At 67.5% G+C, this 15,172-nt stretch carries 16 protein-coding genes; 9 read left to right on the forward strand and 7 right to left on the reverse strand.

Annotated features, from left to right (window positions below):
• Positions 1–10: 10 nt before the first annotated feature.
• On the reverse strand, positions 11–448 hold the full coding sequence (locus tag V6U86_RS02815; protein WP_334498018.1) for a VOC family protein: 438 nt from the start codon (positions 446–448) through the stop codon (positions 11–13).
• 128 nt (positions 449–576) lie between these two features.
• On the opposite strand from V6U86_RS02815, the gene V6U86_RS02820 reads away from it, so the two are divergent.
• Positions 577–1,341 (forward strand): alpha/beta fold hydrolase, encoded by a 765-nt coding sequence (locus V6U86_RS02820; protein WP_334498020.1) that lies wholly within the window; start codon positions 577–579, stop codon positions 1,339–1,341.
• Here V6U86_RS02820 and V6U86_RS02825 read toward each other — a convergent pair.
• Complete coding sequence (locus V6U86_RS02825; RefSeq protein WP_334498022.1) at positions 1,338–4,421, reverse strand: DUF3427 domain-containing protein; 3,084 nt, start codon at positions 4,419–4,421, stop codon at positions 1,338–1,340. The two genes, V6U86_RS02820 and V6U86_RS02825, sit on opposite strands and share 4 nt — an antisense overlap.
• A 526-nt stretch (positions 4,422–4,947) precedes the next feature.
• On the opposite strand from V6U86_RS02825, the gene V6U86_RS02830 reads away from it, so the two are divergent.
• Both V6U86_RS02830 and V6U86_RS02835 read left to right on the forward strand, forming a co-directional pair.
• The gene (locus V6U86_RS02830; protein WP_334498024.1) at positions 4,948–5,460 is read left to right on the forward strand and encodes a cell division protein SepF; all 513 of its coding nucleotides are present in this window, start codon (positions 4,948–4,950) and stop codon (positions 5,458–5,460) included.
• Between the two features lie 259 nt (positions 5,461–5,719).
• A complete protein-coding gene (locus V6U86_RS02835; protein ID WP_334498026.1) occupies positions 5,720–6,313 on the forward strand; it encodes an SLATT domain-containing protein in 594 nt (197 codons plus the stop codon).
• A 161-nt stretch (positions 6,314–6,474) separates the two neighbouring features.
• On the opposite strand, the gene V6U86_RS02840 is transcribed toward V6U86_RS02835, so the two are convergent.
• Together V6U86_RS02840 and V6U86_RS02845 are read right to left on the reverse strand one after the other, a co-directional pair.
• A complete protein-coding gene (locus tag V6U86_RS02840; RefSeq protein ID WP_334498028.1) occupies positions 6,475–7,011 on the reverse strand; it encodes a GNAT family N-acetyltransferase in 537 nt (178 codons plus the stop codon).
• Complete coding sequence (locus V6U86_RS02845; RefSeq protein ID WP_334498030.1) at positions 7,008–8,528, reverse strand: helix-turn-helix domain-containing protein; 1,521 nt, start codon at positions 8,526–8,528, stop codon at positions 7,008–7,010. The genes V6U86_RS02840 and V6U86_RS02845 overlap by 4 nt, the downstream gene beginning before the upstream one ends.
• A gap of 157 nt (positions 8,529–8,685) precedes the next feature.
• On the opposite strand from V6U86_RS02845, the gene V6U86_RS02850 reads away from it, so the two are divergent.
• Positions 8,686–9,144 (forward strand): glycine-rich domain-containing protein, encoded by a 459-nt coding sequence (locus V6U86_RS02850; RefSeq protein WP_334498032.1) that lies wholly within the window; start codon positions 8,686–8,688, stop codon positions 9,142–9,144.
• Positions 9,145–9,209: 65 nt separating this feature from the next.
• A complete protein-coding gene (locus tag V6U86_RS02855) occupies positions 9,210–10,088 on the forward strand; it encodes a hypothetical protein (RefSeq protein ID WP_334498034.1) in 879 nt (292 codons plus the stop codon).
• Here the strand turns inward: V6U86_RS02855 and V6U86_RS02860 are convergent.
• Complete coding sequence (locus tag V6U86_RS02860) at positions 10,054–10,572, reverse strand: flavoprotein (RefSeq protein ID WP_334498036.1); 519 nt, start codon at positions 10,570–10,572, stop codon at positions 10,054–10,056. The genes V6U86_RS02855 and V6U86_RS02860 overlap by 35 nt on opposite strands.
• Before the next feature lie 219 nt (positions 10,573–10,791).
• Between V6U86_RS02860 and V6U86_RS02865 the strand changes: the two genes are divergently transcribed.
• Both V6U86_RS02865 and V6U86_RS02870 read left to right on the forward strand, forming a co-directional pair.
• Positions 10,792–11,607: an FAD-binding oxidoreductase gene (locus V6U86_RS02865; RefSeq protein ID WP_334498039.1), complete on the forward strand. Its 816-nt coding sequence runs from the start codon at positions 10,792–10,794 to the stop codon at positions 11,605–11,607.
• The gene (locus V6U86_RS02870; protein ID WP_334498613.1) at positions 11,565–11,918 is read left to right on the forward strand and encodes a hypothetical protein; all 354 of its coding nucleotides are present in this window, start codon (positions 11,565–11,567) and stop codon (positions 11,916–11,918) included. The genes V6U86_RS02865 and V6U86_RS02870 overlap by 43 nt, the downstream gene beginning before the upstream one ends.
• A 127-nt stretch (positions 11,919–12,045) precedes the next feature.
• Here V6U86_RS02870 and V6U86_RS02875 read toward each other — a convergent pair whose 3' ends face one another.
• Positions 12,046–12,930 (reverse strand): fibronectin type III domain-containing protein, encoded by an 885-nt coding sequence (locus V6U86_RS02875; RefSeq protein ID WP_334498041.1) that lies wholly within the window; start codon positions 12,928–12,930, stop codon positions 12,046–12,048.
• A 206-nt stretch (positions 12,931–13,136) separates the two neighbouring features.
• Here V6U86_RS02875 and V6U86_RS02880 point away from each other — a divergent pair, with 206 nt between their 5' ends.
• Positions 13,137–14,042 (forward strand): hypothetical protein, encoded by a 906-nt coding sequence (locus V6U86_RS02880; RefSeq protein WP_334498043.1) that lies wholly within the window; start codon positions 13,137–13,139, stop codon positions 14,040–14,042.
• Positions 14,043–14,107: 65 nt separating this feature from the next.
• On the opposite strand, the gene V6U86_RS02885 is transcribed toward V6U86_RS02880, so the two are convergent.
• Positions 14,108–14,329 carry a hypothetical protein gene (locus tag V6U86_RS02885; RefSeq protein ID WP_030331398.1) on the reverse strand — a complete coding sequence of 74 codons (222 nt, stop codon included), beginning with the start codon at positions 14,327–14,329 and terminating at the stop codon, positions 14,108–14,110.
• Between the two features lie 204 nt (positions 14,330–14,533).
• On the opposite strand from V6U86_RS02885, the gene V6U86_RS02890 reads away from it, so the two are divergent.
• Positions 14,534–15,169, forward strand: a complete 636-nt coding sequence (locus tag V6U86_RS02890; protein ID WP_334498047.1) for an 8-oxoguanine DNA glycosylase OGG fold protein — start codon at positions 14,534–14,536, stop codon at positions 15,167–15,169.
• Positions 15,170–15,172 lie beyond the last annotated feature (3 nt).

Raw genomic sequence — 15,172 nt, forward strand, 5'->3', positions numbered from 1 at the left:
CCTGCTCGGTTCAGTTCATGGCGCTGAAATCGGGGACGGTGAGAGTGCCGTCCTCCGCGAGGGTGAAGCCCGGATTCCAGGCGATCTCCCAGAGGTGGCCGTCCAGGTCCGCGAAGTAGCCGGCGTAGCCGCCGTAGAAGGTCTCCTCGGCTGGCTTGGTCACCGTGGCGCCGGCCCTGGTCGCCGTGGCGATCACCTCGTCGACCTCGGCCCGGGAGCGGACGTTCTGCGCGAGGGTCATCCCGCCGAAACCGGCTGTGCCCGGATCGTCGACGCCCGCATCGGCGGCCAGCTTGTCACGCCCCCAGAGGACGACCGCCAGGCCGCCGGCCTGGATGAAGACCGTCTCCTCGACCTCCTGGCCCCGCCAGCCGAGCTGCTCGTAAAAGGCTTTGGCGCGGGCTACGTCCGCGACTCCGAGAGTGATCAGGCTGATCCGCTGCTCCATGCCCTCAACCTAACGCCAGCGAGGCCACCCGGATCGCTTTCGTGCTCGAGGTTCGCTTCGAACGCGGACGCGGCTTGACCGCATCCAACGCCTGCCGCCCGACGGTTGTTGATCTAGGATGTCAGGTCATGCGGAAGCACCTCACGGTTGGCGGTCGAAGGCTCTCGTACCTGGACTTTGGTGGTCCGGGTAATCCGCTCCTGGCTCTGCACGGGCACTACAACGAGGCGTCCGCTTTCGCGCCGCTGGCCGAGGCGTTGGCGCCGCGATGGCGGGTGATCGCGCTCGATCAGCGCGGGCATGGGGAGTCCGACCGTGCCGAGAGCTATGAGCGGGACGGCTACGTGGCCGACGTCGCCGCGTTCCACCAGCATCTGGAGGTCGGCCCCGCTGCGGTGCTGGGCCACTCACTCGGCGGGGTGAACGCCTACCAGTACGCCAGCCGGCACGCCGACCGGGTCACCGCGCTGATCGTCGAGGACATCGGCGCGGTCGTGGACTGCGACTGGTCGTTCACCACCAGCCTTCCTCGCCAGGCACCATCCCGCGATGCGCTGGCCTCGGCACTGGGTGGGGCGGCTCCCTATCTGGAGTGCTCCTTCCGGGAGTCGGAAGACGGCGGGGGCTTCTCCTTCGACATCGATGCCACGGTGGCGTCCCAGAAAGCGCTCAACGGTGACCACTGGAAGGACTGGGTAGCGGTGACCTGCCCTACCCTTCTGATCCGCGGAACACGCAGCGATGAGCTGGCCGCCGATCACGCTCACGAGATGATCGCCCGTCGTTCCGGCCAGGCCCGGCTTGTCGAGCTGTCAGCAGGTCACGTCGTGCATCACGATGCTCAGGCGCAGTTCGCCGCTGCGGTCAGCGCCTTCCTGTCCAAGCTCCCCTAGGCGGCGATCGTCCGGGCCGCGGCGTACACGTCGGCGGGTAGGGCGTGGTCAAGCTGCCACAGGACGCGCATGGGTCGGTCACCGGAGTGGGACTCGTACGTCATGGTGCCGGCGTACAGGTACGGCGGTGCGCCCAGGTCGCGGTCGGCGACGCGGGTCTCCCGAACGAAGAGGTGCACCGTCGAGCCACCCGACGTGTAGCGCTGACCCGTTGCCGACGACGCCGAGGTGGTGCTCTGCGACTCCCACTGGAAGAGCGTGTCGGTGATGGCCCGGTCGGCGTACATGGTGGTGGGGGAGTAGTGGGCCTCCGACTTGACCAGGGTGACGAAGAACAGGTCGGCCTGGGCGTCGGGCAGCCACTTCACCCCCTCGCGCAGCGACCCCGGGTTGGTCATCCCGAAGGCGGCACAGGCCTCGTTGCGGCTGTACCGGGCGTGCACCCGCAGCGGCACCGCGCCCGGAGCGACGGTCGGCGTCACCCGGTGGATGCGATCCCGCAGCACCTCGGCGACCTGACGCAACTCGACGCAGCGGGCCGGCTCCTTCCACAGTCGCGCGAGCCGTTCGTCGCGTGAGGCCAGCGGGGCGTTCGGTCCCCAGAGACTGAAGTGCAACATGTCCAGCAGCCGGCTGTTGCTTTCGTACACCTGCTGACCTGGCGCGGGCGGTCCGGCCGCGACTTTCGTCAGTAGCTCCAGCCGGTCGGTGTCGTCGGTGTGCAGCATGCGTCCGATGGCCCGGCCCAACTCGCGGTCATCCGGACCGGGCGCGGACGTCTCGATGCCGGCGAGCCGGCGCAGGCCGGTCCAGCCGCCGATGCTGGCCGACCGGTACACGTCCTCGATCTCCAGGCCGGTCTCGCGCAGGAACGTGGACAGGCTGACGTCGCCGAGTTGCCGCAGCTCGGCCACCAGGCCGGCTTTCGAGGTGGGCAGCGCGCTTTTCAGGTTGGCGAGCACCACCTCCTTGGCCACCCGATCCAGCTCGACGTGGCAGCCGCTCGGCAGGGTCGGGAAGTCGTCGCAGACCGCCTCCCTGATGGCCCGCCGGGTCACCCCGGTCAACGCTCGCCAGCGCAGGTCGAAGCGGAAGTTGGCGTTCTGCCCGCCGATGAAGTCGAGCACGGTCAGGCAGGGCTTGTCGTCGTCGAGGCGCAGACCACGGCCGAGCTGTTGCAGGAAGATCGTGGCGCTCTCGGTGGGCCGCAACATCAGGATCGTGTCGACCATCGGCAGGTCAACGCCCTCGTTGAACAGGTCCACGGTGAAGAGCACCCGCAGCTTGCCGGCCTTGAAGTCCCGCAACAGCCCGGCCCGATCGGTGCCGGCCCGCGAGGTCACCGCCGCAGACGGCACGCCGTGGCCGTCGAACCAATCGGCCATGAACTCGGCGTGCCCGATGCTCACGCAGAACCCGAGCGCCCGCATCCGCCCGACGTCCACCTTGTCGCGGACCGCGCGCAACACCGACCGCGCCCGTGCGTGGTTGCCGGTGTAAATGGTGTCCAGCTCCGCCGGGTCGTAGCCCTGGCCGCGTTTCCAGGCGAGGTGCGACAGGTCCACGTCGTCGTGGAGCCCGAAATATTGGAACGGCGACAACAACTGCCGCTCCAACGCGTCCCACAGGTGCAGCTCAACGGCCGCGCGCCCGTCGAACCACCGGCGCACGTCGCCGCCGTCCGCGCGGTCGGGGGTCGCCGTCAGACCCAGGAGTACGCGGGGACGCAGCCGCTCCAACAGCCGCGTGTACGTCGGCGCCTCGGCGTGGTGGAACTCGTCCACGATCACCATGTCGTACGCCTCAGGGTCGACCTCCCGGCGGTGCAGCGACTGGATGGAGGCGAAGACGTGCTTCCAGCCGTTCGGCTTCTCGCCCGCGACCAGCGTTTCACCGAAGCTACCGTCGCCCATGACCTGCCGAAACGTCGACAGGCTCTGCCGCAGGATCTGCTCCTGATGAGCCACGAAGAGCAGTGAGTCTGCTCGTCCCGCCTTGTGCAGCCGGCGGTAGTCGAGCGCAGCGACCACGGTCTTGCCGGTGCCGGTCGCCATCACCACCAGGTTGCGCCACCGCCCATGCACCAACCGCTCTGCGTCCAGGTCGGCCAGAATCTCCGCCTGGTACGGGTACGGGCGCACGTCGAGGTTCGAGATCTCGGTCGGTGCTTCGTCGCGGCGTTCTCCGGTGAGTGCCTGCCGCAGGCGTTCGGCGTCCCTGGCCGCGTCGTACGCCTCGAAAGCCGGATCGTTCCAGTAGTCCTCGAACGTCGCCGTGAACGTGTCGATGACGTGCGGCTGCTCGATGTTCGAGATACGTACGTTCCACTCCACGCCGTCCACCAGCGCGGTCTTCGACAGGTTCGATGAGCCGACGTACGCGGTGGTGGTGCCGTTGCTGCGGCGGAACAGCCACGCCTTGGCGTGCAGCCGGGTGGTCCGCGTCTCGTACGACACCTTGACCTCGGCACCCAGTTCGGCGAGCCGGTCTAGCGCTCGCTGATCGGTCGCACCGAGGTACGTGGTGGTGATGACGCGGACCTTGCCACCCCGGGCGATCAGCTCGCGGATGGGCTTCTCGACGATGCGCAGGCCGTACCACTTGATGAACGCACAGAGCAGGTCGACGCTCTCGGCCGACGCCATCTCGTGGTTGACCTCATGGCCGATGCGCGGCTGGTGACGGCCGTTGACCAGCAACGCGCCGGTGGAGAGGGGAGTGGTGGGACGCTGCGGGAACGCTGGTAGCGCCGGTGGTGTGGGTGGGGCGGCGATGGCGTGGAGTAGGTGCTTGGCGTCGGTCACCTGGTCCTGATCTGTTGCTGCCTTCGGGCTCAGGGCGGTGATGGCGTCGGCGATCCGGTTCGCCATCTCGACCTGGTGGTGGAGCTTGTCGTCGCCACCGGGGACGGATTGGAGGGCACGGGCGGCCAGGGTGGCGATGTGCCGGGCGAGGGTCTTGTGCGCGTCGGCCGGGTCGAGTTTGTGGTGCTGGACCAGGGCGGGATCGACGTGCTGGAGCTGGTTGGCCAGCTCGCGAGTGATGAGGTGCTCGTAAACACCCCGCTCAAGATCCGTCATCCACGCAATCTAATCGGTCGTGACGCTGATGCGCTGCCGTGACTAGACGTCGAATTCCATGTGTCGGATCGCCGACAGGGGAGTAGATCGGTGTACAAGCCTGATGAAAGCGCTGCCCTGGCCAGCGGGTGCCGCGGCGGCTTTCGACGTCGGCGCGGCACCGGCTGCTACCTGCAAAAACCACCCCTCAATCGAAGCTTGTTAAATCGTGACCTCGACTCCCTGGCTAATGGGGCAGCGGAAGGGGCGGCTCGCTTGACTGAACGGAGTGATCAGACGGGCTCCCGCTGCCGGAGTCTGGCCGGTAATCTCCCCGAGCACATATTTGAAGGGGTGGGCCGATGCTGGCTGGGTTGGGGGAAGCGCCACATGCTGAAGTGGCAACTGCGACAGCCGCTACGGCTCGTCCTGTGCTCGGTAAGGATCACGGCCCCGGGCTGGCTCGACGTGCGGGGCCGTAGCCTCCAACCTTGGGATTTGATGGCTAGCCGTCACTCGTACGTCGGGACGACCTGGGATCGTTAGCGTGCCGTCCCTGGGCTCTGTATTGGACCAAGTTCTTTCGTTTTATCCCAATGATCGAGAGTTCGGCACTATGACAGAGTGGTCCCTCGTATCAATCGCATTTTCAGCTCTGGCTGCACTGGTCATTGCTGCTTATCGGTTGGGTGCGCGTCCGATGGCGATTCAGGGGCGAGATGCAGATCTTGGCAGGGTGTGCCGCCGAGATCATGCGTCAGAGCTGGAGCGCTCCTTGGAATCGGCCGTACGGGAAAATTCATATAGGGTTGATCGCGATACGGCTCCCGGTGTGCGTTTGGAAGCGGCTCTTCGCGTGAAACCGACTGACTTCGCTGTCGGTGCTGCTGAGGTCGCTGAAATTCTTCAGGCGGGACGAGTTGCTTCCATCGACTTGTCTTACATGGAGCAGTATGAGGCGGCACGCCTTGTGAACTATTGCCATGGCCTGACAGTCATGGCAAATGGCTGGATTTTCCGCCTAGCCCAGAACGTAATTGTTATAACTCCCGGTTCTTGAGGTATAAGGAGCATCGTTGCCTACGGCTAGCCAGCAAGAGCAAGTTTTGGTACTAAACCATGCAATTCGGCAGACGGAACATGAGCTAGAGTATGCGCGAATGCGCCACCGGTGGTCGAACCTGTCCATGGCCTTCGGTCCAGTACTGCTTGTCGTGCTCTAGGCCTTGTATTGGCTGCCCTGGCTGAGTGGCAGTGCGAAGAGGGTCGTCCTTACGCCGGCATTCATTGTTGCAATCTTGTTTGGAGTTGCGGCTTACTTGCTCAAGCGGTACCCCGGTGGGTATGTACCGAAGGGCGCCTCAATTCGTGCTTCTCGTCCGTCGGAAAGCGACCTCGAGCTGAAGTTGGCCCGCTTGCGCGATGAGCGGAAGCTTGTGGTGGCCAGCCTCGAAGGGGACCTAAAAGTCCGTCGAGTCGCATATAAGGAAGACGCCTATTTCGACATCGACCAGCTGAGGAGCGAGAGTAGGCAATACAGGCTTGTCAACAATATCTTCCAGGGCTTCCTAATTATTGGATCCCTGGCAGCGACGGGAATTGCAGGGATCTCCGAAAAGATGACGTGGGATCGTTGGACGGTGCTCGGCATCACGTTTCTTGTTGGTGCGGCGAGCGGTTTCATGGGTTACTTCAAATACAAGGAACGTAGCTTCTACCTACAGCAAACCGCCGATGCTATCGAGGCGGAGTGGGAGGCCGTCGAAGTCGGTGTCGGCAGGTATAAGCGCATTCCGTCCGAGGAGGAGCAGTTGGCCGAGTTTGTTGAGGAAGTGCATCGCCTCAAATCGGAGCAAAAGAAGCGGCAGCAGAACCTTGAACAGCCTCCAGAGTCGCGGAATCAGGGCGAGTGATTACGTCCATCGCCGATGCTCCTCGGCTCGAACCTAGGTAAAATCTGCGGCTCGGCGAAACCCGCTGGGCGATCGTGCTACTTCTGCGGCGCGATCTCAAGTATGCGTTCGGTGCAGAGCATCTTCAGAGTTTGCCACCTAGCTAACGGGCGAGGGCAAACCTAGGCGGTGCGGACCATGACGTCGAAGGTTGGTGCGGTCGCCCAATTAGGGCGCAGCTTGGCGACCTTGTTCCAGCCCCAAGATCGGTACGCCATATGGGCGGCATCATTGTCGGGACGGACCAAGAGCGTGGTTCGTGGTTCAGCCCGGCCCGCGACCAACTCGTCATGCAGCGCCGCCGCAATGCCCTTACGTCTCCAGGCAGGGTGTACCAGCAACTCGCTGAGCGCAAAGGTGCGGGTTCCGTCCTCCTCGGTGAACCCTGGCGGCACAGGCTCATAAATGCCTTCCCACCACCGCGTCTGTGGAGGTAGCGGAAAGCCATAGATGTAGCCGACCAAGGTCTCGTCGACCGTTGCGGTGACCAACTCCCACCCTGGCCGCTGCATGTGGAGGTCGAGCTGACGCCTGTAGCGGTCCTCGCTGTAGAACTCGCCGCCGTCCGCGTAGACCTCCAGGTAGAGATCTACAAGATGATCGACGATCTCCGCCGCCTCGTCGGCGCCGTGATGGCGTAACTGCAAACTCTCGATCACACATTCACCGCCCGGTCATAGGCATCGACGAACTGACGGGTTGACGTGGTTGCTTGCCGTGGGGCCGCTAAACTCCTGCGCACCTGCGCGAGATGCTGACTCACCCGCTTCGAGTTGATCTGGCGCACGGCGGGCAGGACGTCCAGGGCGATACGCGCCGCCTCGTTGACATCACCCTGCTGGTACGTCGCCTCCGAGAGTCGCACCGTGTAGTAGACCTGATTCCGCCGATGGCTCGGCGAGGGGTTGGCAGTGATCGCGCGCAACGACTGAACAGCGCGCTCGGGTCTGCCGAGGGCAAGGTAGGAGAGCCCTTCAATCCCGTTCAGTTCTTGGGCGTTCACGAAGTGCACGAAGCCCTGGTCATCCTCGTGAGGGCCGCGGTCCAACTCACGTCGGGCCTTTGCCATCTCGCGACTTAATCCACCGACATCCCCAAGAACCGCGTATGCGGGTGCCCGTCGTAGGTGCAGCAACGTCGTGAGTCGAGGTGTGGCCCACCCGGTGGAGATCCGTAGGGCTGCTTCGGCGCAGTGCAGTGACTCGCCAGGCTGACTTTCGCGGATCAACAGGGACAGGTGCGTGAGGGCGCGAACTTCCGCCTGTGGGTCGTCGGCTATTCGGGCACGAGTGATTGCTTCATGCAGGTATGGCCTCGCCTCGGACCGGCGATCCGCGTCGATGGCGAGCCAGGCGGCCTCGATGGATAGGTCAGCCAGAGCGCTTTGGAGCGCGTCACCAACCTGTCGGCTGTAGCTTGCCCGCGCTGCCCAGGCCGACAGCCTGGTGTGCGCTTGGATGGCCACGTCGCAGAGTAGGTCGGCCCCGACGGCCGCATCAGCCCGCCGGAGATCGTCAACCAGGGAACTGGCCAGGCGCACCTGCTCCATGCCAATGCTTCCCGGGCCCTCGGCGGGCGGCCGAGGGAGCAGGTACGTGTGACCCACGGCGGCGAGTCCCGCGAGTGCGGCCAGCACGTTGAAGCGTCGACGGTCCGTAGCGCCACCCCCTTGGCTTGCTGCCTGCTCCACGTTAACCGTCACGGGTGCCCGTTCGCCTCGCTCGACCACCTGATCGTCGCGGTGCGCGCTGATTGCCTCGCCATCCATGGGGCTCGCGTCGGTCCAGCAACCCTGGCCAGGAAGCCGAAACCAGAGGCTCCCGGCCGGCACCCGAAGAAGCTGCGCCCAGTGCGTCAGTCTGTCCAGGTGCACCAGCGGTGGGCCGTTCTCAACTCGACTCAACTGTGCCTGCGTGATCCCCAACCACCCCGCCACCACGGTCTGTGGCAAGGCGACGCGCCCGTGGTAGGGATGGCAGCGGTACGCCCGGATCACCCGCCCCAGATGCCGCTCGGCGAGGGCCTGTCGCAGCGGCTCGTGCTGCCAGAAGCTCGCCGGCACCATGGGCGGCGCGCTCAACCGGTCCCGTTCGGCGGCCTGGCACGGCGTACACCGTCCGCTGTCGTTGTCCCGGGCCAGCCGACCGCCGCACCGGGGGCAGTTCGCGTAAGTCACCGGCGGCTCCGTCCATCCAGCTTCATCGAGCCTATCCATTGAACCCGCTGCGTGGAGGCGCGGTATACGCAGCGCGCATATCGATGATGCTTCCGCCGTCATCCGCTGTCGCGCCGCCGGGCCGCACGGTCAGGGAAAGCCCACCGGAAGGAGCGCCATGCTGCTGACCACGTCCCGACCGAGCACGGGAAGGGCACTCGTCTCTGACGAACTCTTCGCCCGGCTGACTGCCCGAATCGCGTACGACCACCCCGAGCTGGCCCCCGACCTACCGCCCAGGATCCTGGACCAGGCGCTCGCCTTCCTCGCCACCTGCGCCGTTACCGCCGAGTCGATCGGCCCGAGCGCCCTGGTCGACATCGGTTGGCACACGTTCATCCTTCACACCCACGACTACGCGGAGTTCTGCCACCGCATTGCCGGCCGCTTCATCCACCACGAGCCCGAACCCTCACCCGACGATGACGTTCCGCAGCCGATCGGCGCTCCGATCTCGCGGACGGTCGATGCGATTCGAGCCGCCGATTTCGTCATCGACGCCGCGCTCTGGACGGAGGCGAGCGTGGCCGATTGCACCCAGTGCCATGCTGGGTGCACCGACAGTCCGACCGGATAGGGCGGCTGGCCAGCGGTCCCGGGCATAGACTGCCCGGGATTGCTCGCCGTTCGGAGGGCCGCCCTATGCCACGCCGTCGCCACTGGCACGAGCTACCCGATTCGGTACGAGCAGAAGTCGAGCGGCACACCGGCCCGATCCGTTCCGCCGAGACGATCCCCACCGGGGCCTCGTGCGATGTGGCGGTCACCCTCGACACCGCCACCGGTCGAGCCTTCTGTAAGGGCGGGGAGCTGAGCAGCCCGGCCGCGTGGCTCTACCGCAACGAAGCTCGCGTCAACTCGTGGCTGTCGGAGGCGGCACCCCGACTGCTCTGGACCGTCGACCACGACGGTTGGCTACTCCTGGGCTTCGAGCACGTTGCGGGCAGACATCCCGACCTGGCACCCGGATCACCCGACCTGCCTTTGCTGGCGGCACTGCTCATCGAGCTGAACGACCAACTCACGCCCTGCCCGCCGGTGGTTGTGCGCCCCTTCGCCGACCGCTGGCACGACCTCATCGCCCCTGAATTGGTCGACGGCGACGCTCTCCTGCACACCGACATGACGCCGCGGAACTTCGTGGTTCCCCAGCAGGAGAGAGCAGGGTCAGGAACGAGAGTCCGCGTCGTTGACTGGTCCAGCCCTGCCCGTGGCGCCCCCTGGATCGACGCAGCGTTCCTCCTGCTCCGACTTGTGCGCGCTGGTCACACACCGGCCGCAGCCGAGGCTTGGGCGAGGCAGGTCCCCGCCTACGCCGCCGCGCCCGAACAGTCGTTGAGCAGCTTCGCCGACGCTCTGACACGGCTCTGGCAACGCAAACAGCTCGCCGCCCCTGCACCCCACCACGGCCCACTCCTCGATGCGGCTCTGCGCTGGTCGGCCTACCGAAGGCGTGGCGGCTCGAAGTTGCCGACAGAGAACACCATCAGGACGGTCGTGCCGCCCGCAGCGCCTCGATGATCACGCCCCACCGCCCCGGCCCGTTCATCGAGTTCAGCGGCTTCCCGTCGGCCACGGCCACGCCGGCGGCGCGCAGCACCGCCAGGTGACCCGCGTACGTCGGATGGGCCGCCAGCTCCGCCTTGGTGTGCGGAAAGGCGATGATCGGCAACCCCGCGCCCATCGATTCGTTGAGGACGCCGAGCGCCAGCGTGTCGTTGATGCCCAGCGCCCATTTCGTCACCGTGTTGAACGTGACGGGCGCGGCCAGCACCACATCGGCCGGTGGGTGCGGCTCCGGGTCGCCCGGCATGCGCCACTCCACGCGTACGAGATAGCCGGTCTTGTCTTGCAACGCCTGACGGTCGAGCCACGGCGCGGCGGTCGGGCTGACGATCATGCAGACCTGCCACCCGTCAGCGATCAGGAGGTCGACCAGCTCGTCGATGTGTTCCGCCGGACCCGCGGCGCAGACGACCAGATACAGCACCGGACGTTCCGTCATGCCCGCAGTCTGCCCGATTCGATCGTCGCGACGTCGACCGCATACGTATCTCGCATGTCGTCGATGATCACCGTGACATGCCGTTGTACCTGGTCAGTCGCGACAGTTGTCGCATGGCCCGGGGCGGGTGCCTTGTCCCGGAGTTGCGCCGGCCCTCAACGGCGCAGCTCCTCCCGCCCGCCCCGGTGCCATGCCACGAAGCAACGTCTTGGAGCCGGCATGCCCAACGGGAACGACGACGACCACGCGAGTCGTGCGAGCCTGGCCGACGCCTGGGAGTCGGTCGACGTCCGAGCTGCCGGCGACTTCTGGTGCACAGTCGAAGACCGCCGTTCCGGCCTGCTCCCTCACCGCGACGCGCCACTGTTCTTCACCGCGCTGGGCCGCCTCCTGGTCGGCGGCGACGACCCGGCGAACCGGGCGGCGCTGCTCCGGGTGCTCGGCCGCGCGTACCGTCATTTCGACCTGCTCCCGCACGCCACCACCATCGGCGACGCGCTGATCGCCACCGTTGCCCGCCACGCGCGCCCGCTGTGGACGCCGCAGCTCACCATCGCCGCCGAGCGCGCCCTGTACCGCGCCACGCGCGCCATCCGCCGCGCCGTCGCCCAGGCCGACGACGGCCCGGCCTGGTGGCACGTCGAGGTGATCGGCCACGACCGGCCGTCGCCCGACATCGCCATCCTGACGGTACGCCAGTGGCGGCGACTGCCCTTCCAAGCAGGTCAGGCCGTGCCGGTCTGCACGCCGCGCCTGCCCGGTCACTGGCGCTGGCTCTCCCCGGCCAACGCCCCACGCGCGGACGGCACCGTCGAGCTGCACGTCCGCGCCGTACCCGCCGGCACCGTCTCCCACCGCCTGGTTCATCAGGTACGCCCCGGCGAGCTGCTCTGGCTCGGCCCACCCGTCGACATCGGGCTGAGCTCGACCTCGCGAGCACGAACGATCTGCTGCTCGTCGCCGGTGGCACCGGCCTGGCGCCGCTGCGCGCCCTGGTCGAGCAGGTCGCCGCCGCACCGGATGGTCGGCACGTGACGCTGATCGTCGGCGCGCGCACCTTCACCGACCTGTATGACTCGATCGCCCTCGACAAGCTGCAATGCGCCCACGACTGGCTGACCGTCGTGCCGGCGCTCTCCGACGACCCCTGTGCCGAGCCGGCCGAGCAGGGCGACGCCCTGACCATCGCTCTCGACCACCACCAGCCCGGCCAGGACGTCTACCTCTGCGGCCCACAGGCGATGCCGGCCGCCGCGCGGGCACGGCTGCTCGCCCTCGGCATCCCCGCCACCCGCATCCACCTGCCCCACGCCCCAGCACCCGGGGCGCCAGGCGGTCGGGAGTAGTTTCCCGAGGAGGTTGATGCCTGTGAGTCATCACGATGACTCACAGGCATCACGCTCGTCAGGACAAGGCCACCCGGACCCAGGCACGCCGGTCGCCCGGCGCGTGGCCGGGAGTGGTCAGGAGTGGTCAGGAGTAGGTGTCGCCGAACTCGCGTACCCCATCCACGTCGAGCGTGATCCGGTCGTTTGAGGTCCACTGCCCGGTGGCGGCGAGCCAGCTCGGGTCGTCGCGTTCGTCGATGTCGCTCCAGCTGTGCCGGTGATGCCGGAGCTGGATCGGCCCGGTCGACTGGCCCGGCGCGAGCGTGCCGTCGGTGAAGGTCAGCTCCACCCAGCCGGGGACGGGCGTTCCCGGGATCGGGTAACCCGGCGGCGCTGGCGTCGTCATCGCGCCGGGCGGCCCGCCCGGCGGGACGAAGAACTGCACGGTCTGCCGGATCCGGTCACAGCCCAGCGCGGCCCAGTCGCAGTTCGGCACCAGCGAGGTGTTGCCGCCCTCGAAACGCAGGTGGTAGCGCACCTGCACCGTGCTCAGGTCGAGTGGCCCGGTGCCGGTGTTGGTCACCTTCAGAAGGTGCTGGATCTGGTTGTTCGTCGGGGACCAGTCCAGGTTGAGGTAGCTGACCGTCGCGCGGCCCGCCGCGGTGCGCACGGTGGTGGTGGGCGAGGTGTCGGAGTAGCCGCCGAGCGCGCGGGCGGCGATCCCGATCCGGTACGTCGTGCCGGGCGCGAGGTCGGTCAGCGTGATCGTGGTGTCGGTGGTGGAGCCGAGGAAGCGGTAGGTGTTCGGCCCGAGCGGCACCTGCACCTCGTAGTTGATCGGCTGCTCGTTGCCAGGCTCGACCCAGGCGGAGGGCGACCAGCTGAGCGTGAGCTGATGTGGTTCGTTGACCACCACCGTTGGTGTGCCGGGGGTGCTGATCGCCGGGCCGTCGGCCCGGGCGGCGTTGACGGCGAGCAGGCTCGCCAGCGCGGCGAGGGCGATGGTGGCGGTGACGCGGCGGGCAGGCATAGCCGAATGGTATGCACAGGCATCGATGTCCGCGCATCGTCCGTCAGTCCAGTGACGCCGACGACCGATCCAGTCCGCTACGCGACGTAGTCGGTTTGGAGATAATGCCTGGTCAGATGGCTACCTAGCGTGAACCCGTCATCACGAACGGCCCTGACGTCGGCGTCGCACCTGCCGCCCCGTCCGGCCTCAGACGGGAGAAATGTATGCGTACTCAGAACAGAACCCGGCGGTTCGGCGCCCGAGCATCCGTACTCGTGCTCGGTCTTGTCGCGGCCGGAGCGGTGCTCGCCCCGGCGAGCCCGGCGTCCGCCGCGGTCCCCGGGCTGGTGCGGATCGCCGCGACCAGCGTCAGCAACTCGGCGGACTTCCACAGCGTCACGGCGACGTGCCCGGCCGGGAAGGTGCTGACCGGCACCGGCTACGAACTCAACGGCGTCACCGGCGAAGGCGTCGTCGACGACCTGCGCCCCAACGGCGGCCCGGCCACCGCCCCGACAGCCGTCACCGTCGGTGCCTACGAAACCGAGGCGTTCGCGGGGAACTGGTCGGTGACCGCGTACGCGATCTGCGCCAACCCGCTGCCCGGCCTGGTCCGGGTCACCACGACCAGCGTCAGCAACTCGACCGACTTCCGCAGTGTCACGGCGACGTGCCCGGTCGGGAAGGTGCTGACTGGCACCGGCTACGAGTTGAACGGCGTCACCGGCGAAGGTGTCGTCGACGACTTCCGGCCCAACGGTGGCGTCGCCACGGCACCGACCGCGGTCACCGTCGGCGCGTACGAGTCGGACGCCACGGCCCTGAACTGGTCCGCGACCGCGTACGCGATCTGCGCCAACCCCCTCGCGGGCCTCGTACGCGCCTCAGCCGTGGGGGCCAGCAACTCCCTCGACTTCCGCAGCGTCACGGCGACCTGCCCGGTCGGGAAGGTGCTGACCGGCGCCGGCTACGAGCTGAACGGGGTGACCGGCGAGGGCATCGTGGACGACTTCCGCCCCAACGGCGGCCCCGCGACCGCCCCGACGTCCGCCGCGTCCGGCGCGTACGAGGAGGACCCGTTCGCCGGAAACTGGTCCGACACGGCGTACGCCATCTGCGCCACGCCGTAAAAACCGCTCAGCCGGTGCAGCCGCCCTGCGAACGGGCGAGACGCTGCACCGGCTGAGTGCTCGGCTCAGGAGCCGCCTTGGCGCTGGATCCGCCCGTCGCCCGAGACCTTGGCCCGGCCCAGGTCGCGTTCGGTGCCGGCCGGGCCGGTCGCGGTGCGGCGGTGCCGTTGGTCGGGCGAGTGCTCCACGGGCGAGCCCTGGCGGCCCGGAGCGCCGCTGCCCGAATGCCGCCGGCCTCGCGCCGACTCGCCGCCGCTGTCGTGTTTGTTCTGCTTGTGGCTACCCATGGATCGCGCGTACCCGGTCACTGTGCGGCTAGTCCTTAGGTCAACCGTGCGACGTTTCTCGAACCCGTCAGATGCTGGCTGCCCAAAGGCAGGCGTCCAGGCAGTCGATACCGCGATTTGCTGTCGGCGGGCGGCGTGTGGAAGCGCCCGACCATAGCGTCCGAACCACGGAGTTCCGCGAGCGCGGTTCTGAGGGAGGCGGCCATGCGGACGACCAAAGGTGTGGTGTTATCGGGGGAGCGGGCTCCGGTCCGGGCCAACATGGACAGGTGGCGGGCGGGGCTACCACCGGACGCGTGGCCCGACACCCTTCCGGCGAGCGGCGAGATCTGGCGGAGGGACGTCTTCGCGACTGCCGACACGTACCGGGCCGGGTCGGCGACCGCGCGGCAACTGCTGACCGCTGTGCTGATCTGGGCCTACGGGCCCATCGGGTACGGCCCGTGGCGCGCCACCAGGTCGCTCGCCGCCGATCCCGACGGCAAACGCCTAGCGTACGCGCTGGAAGAGCTGTCCACACCAGCGCCCGACGAGGCCGCGTTGGGTACGGCGTACCGTCGCTTCGGCGACCCCGACCACGCTCGCCTGCCCTGGTTGGGGCCGGGGCTGTTCACGAAGGTGCTCTACTTCGTCGGCTACCGGCGTGGGGTGGGCGGGGTGCAGCCCCTGATCCTCGACCGTGTCGTGGCCGGCCTGCTACCCGCCGAGGCGGGTGTCGGCCGGCGCAACGACTGGTCGTCCGAGGAGTGGCTGGCCTACCTGCGGCGGGCGGCCGAGCAGGCTCGGATCAGGGGCGTGGAGCCGGACGCGGTGGAGATGGCGCTCGCGCCCGACCGGTGAGGT

The sequence above is a fragment of the Micromonospora sp. CPCC 205558 genome (assembly GCF_036902955.1).
In the GTDB taxonomy this organism is placed as follows: domain Bacteria; phylum Actinomycetota; class Actinomycetes; order Mycobacteriales; family Micromonosporaceae; genus Micromonospora.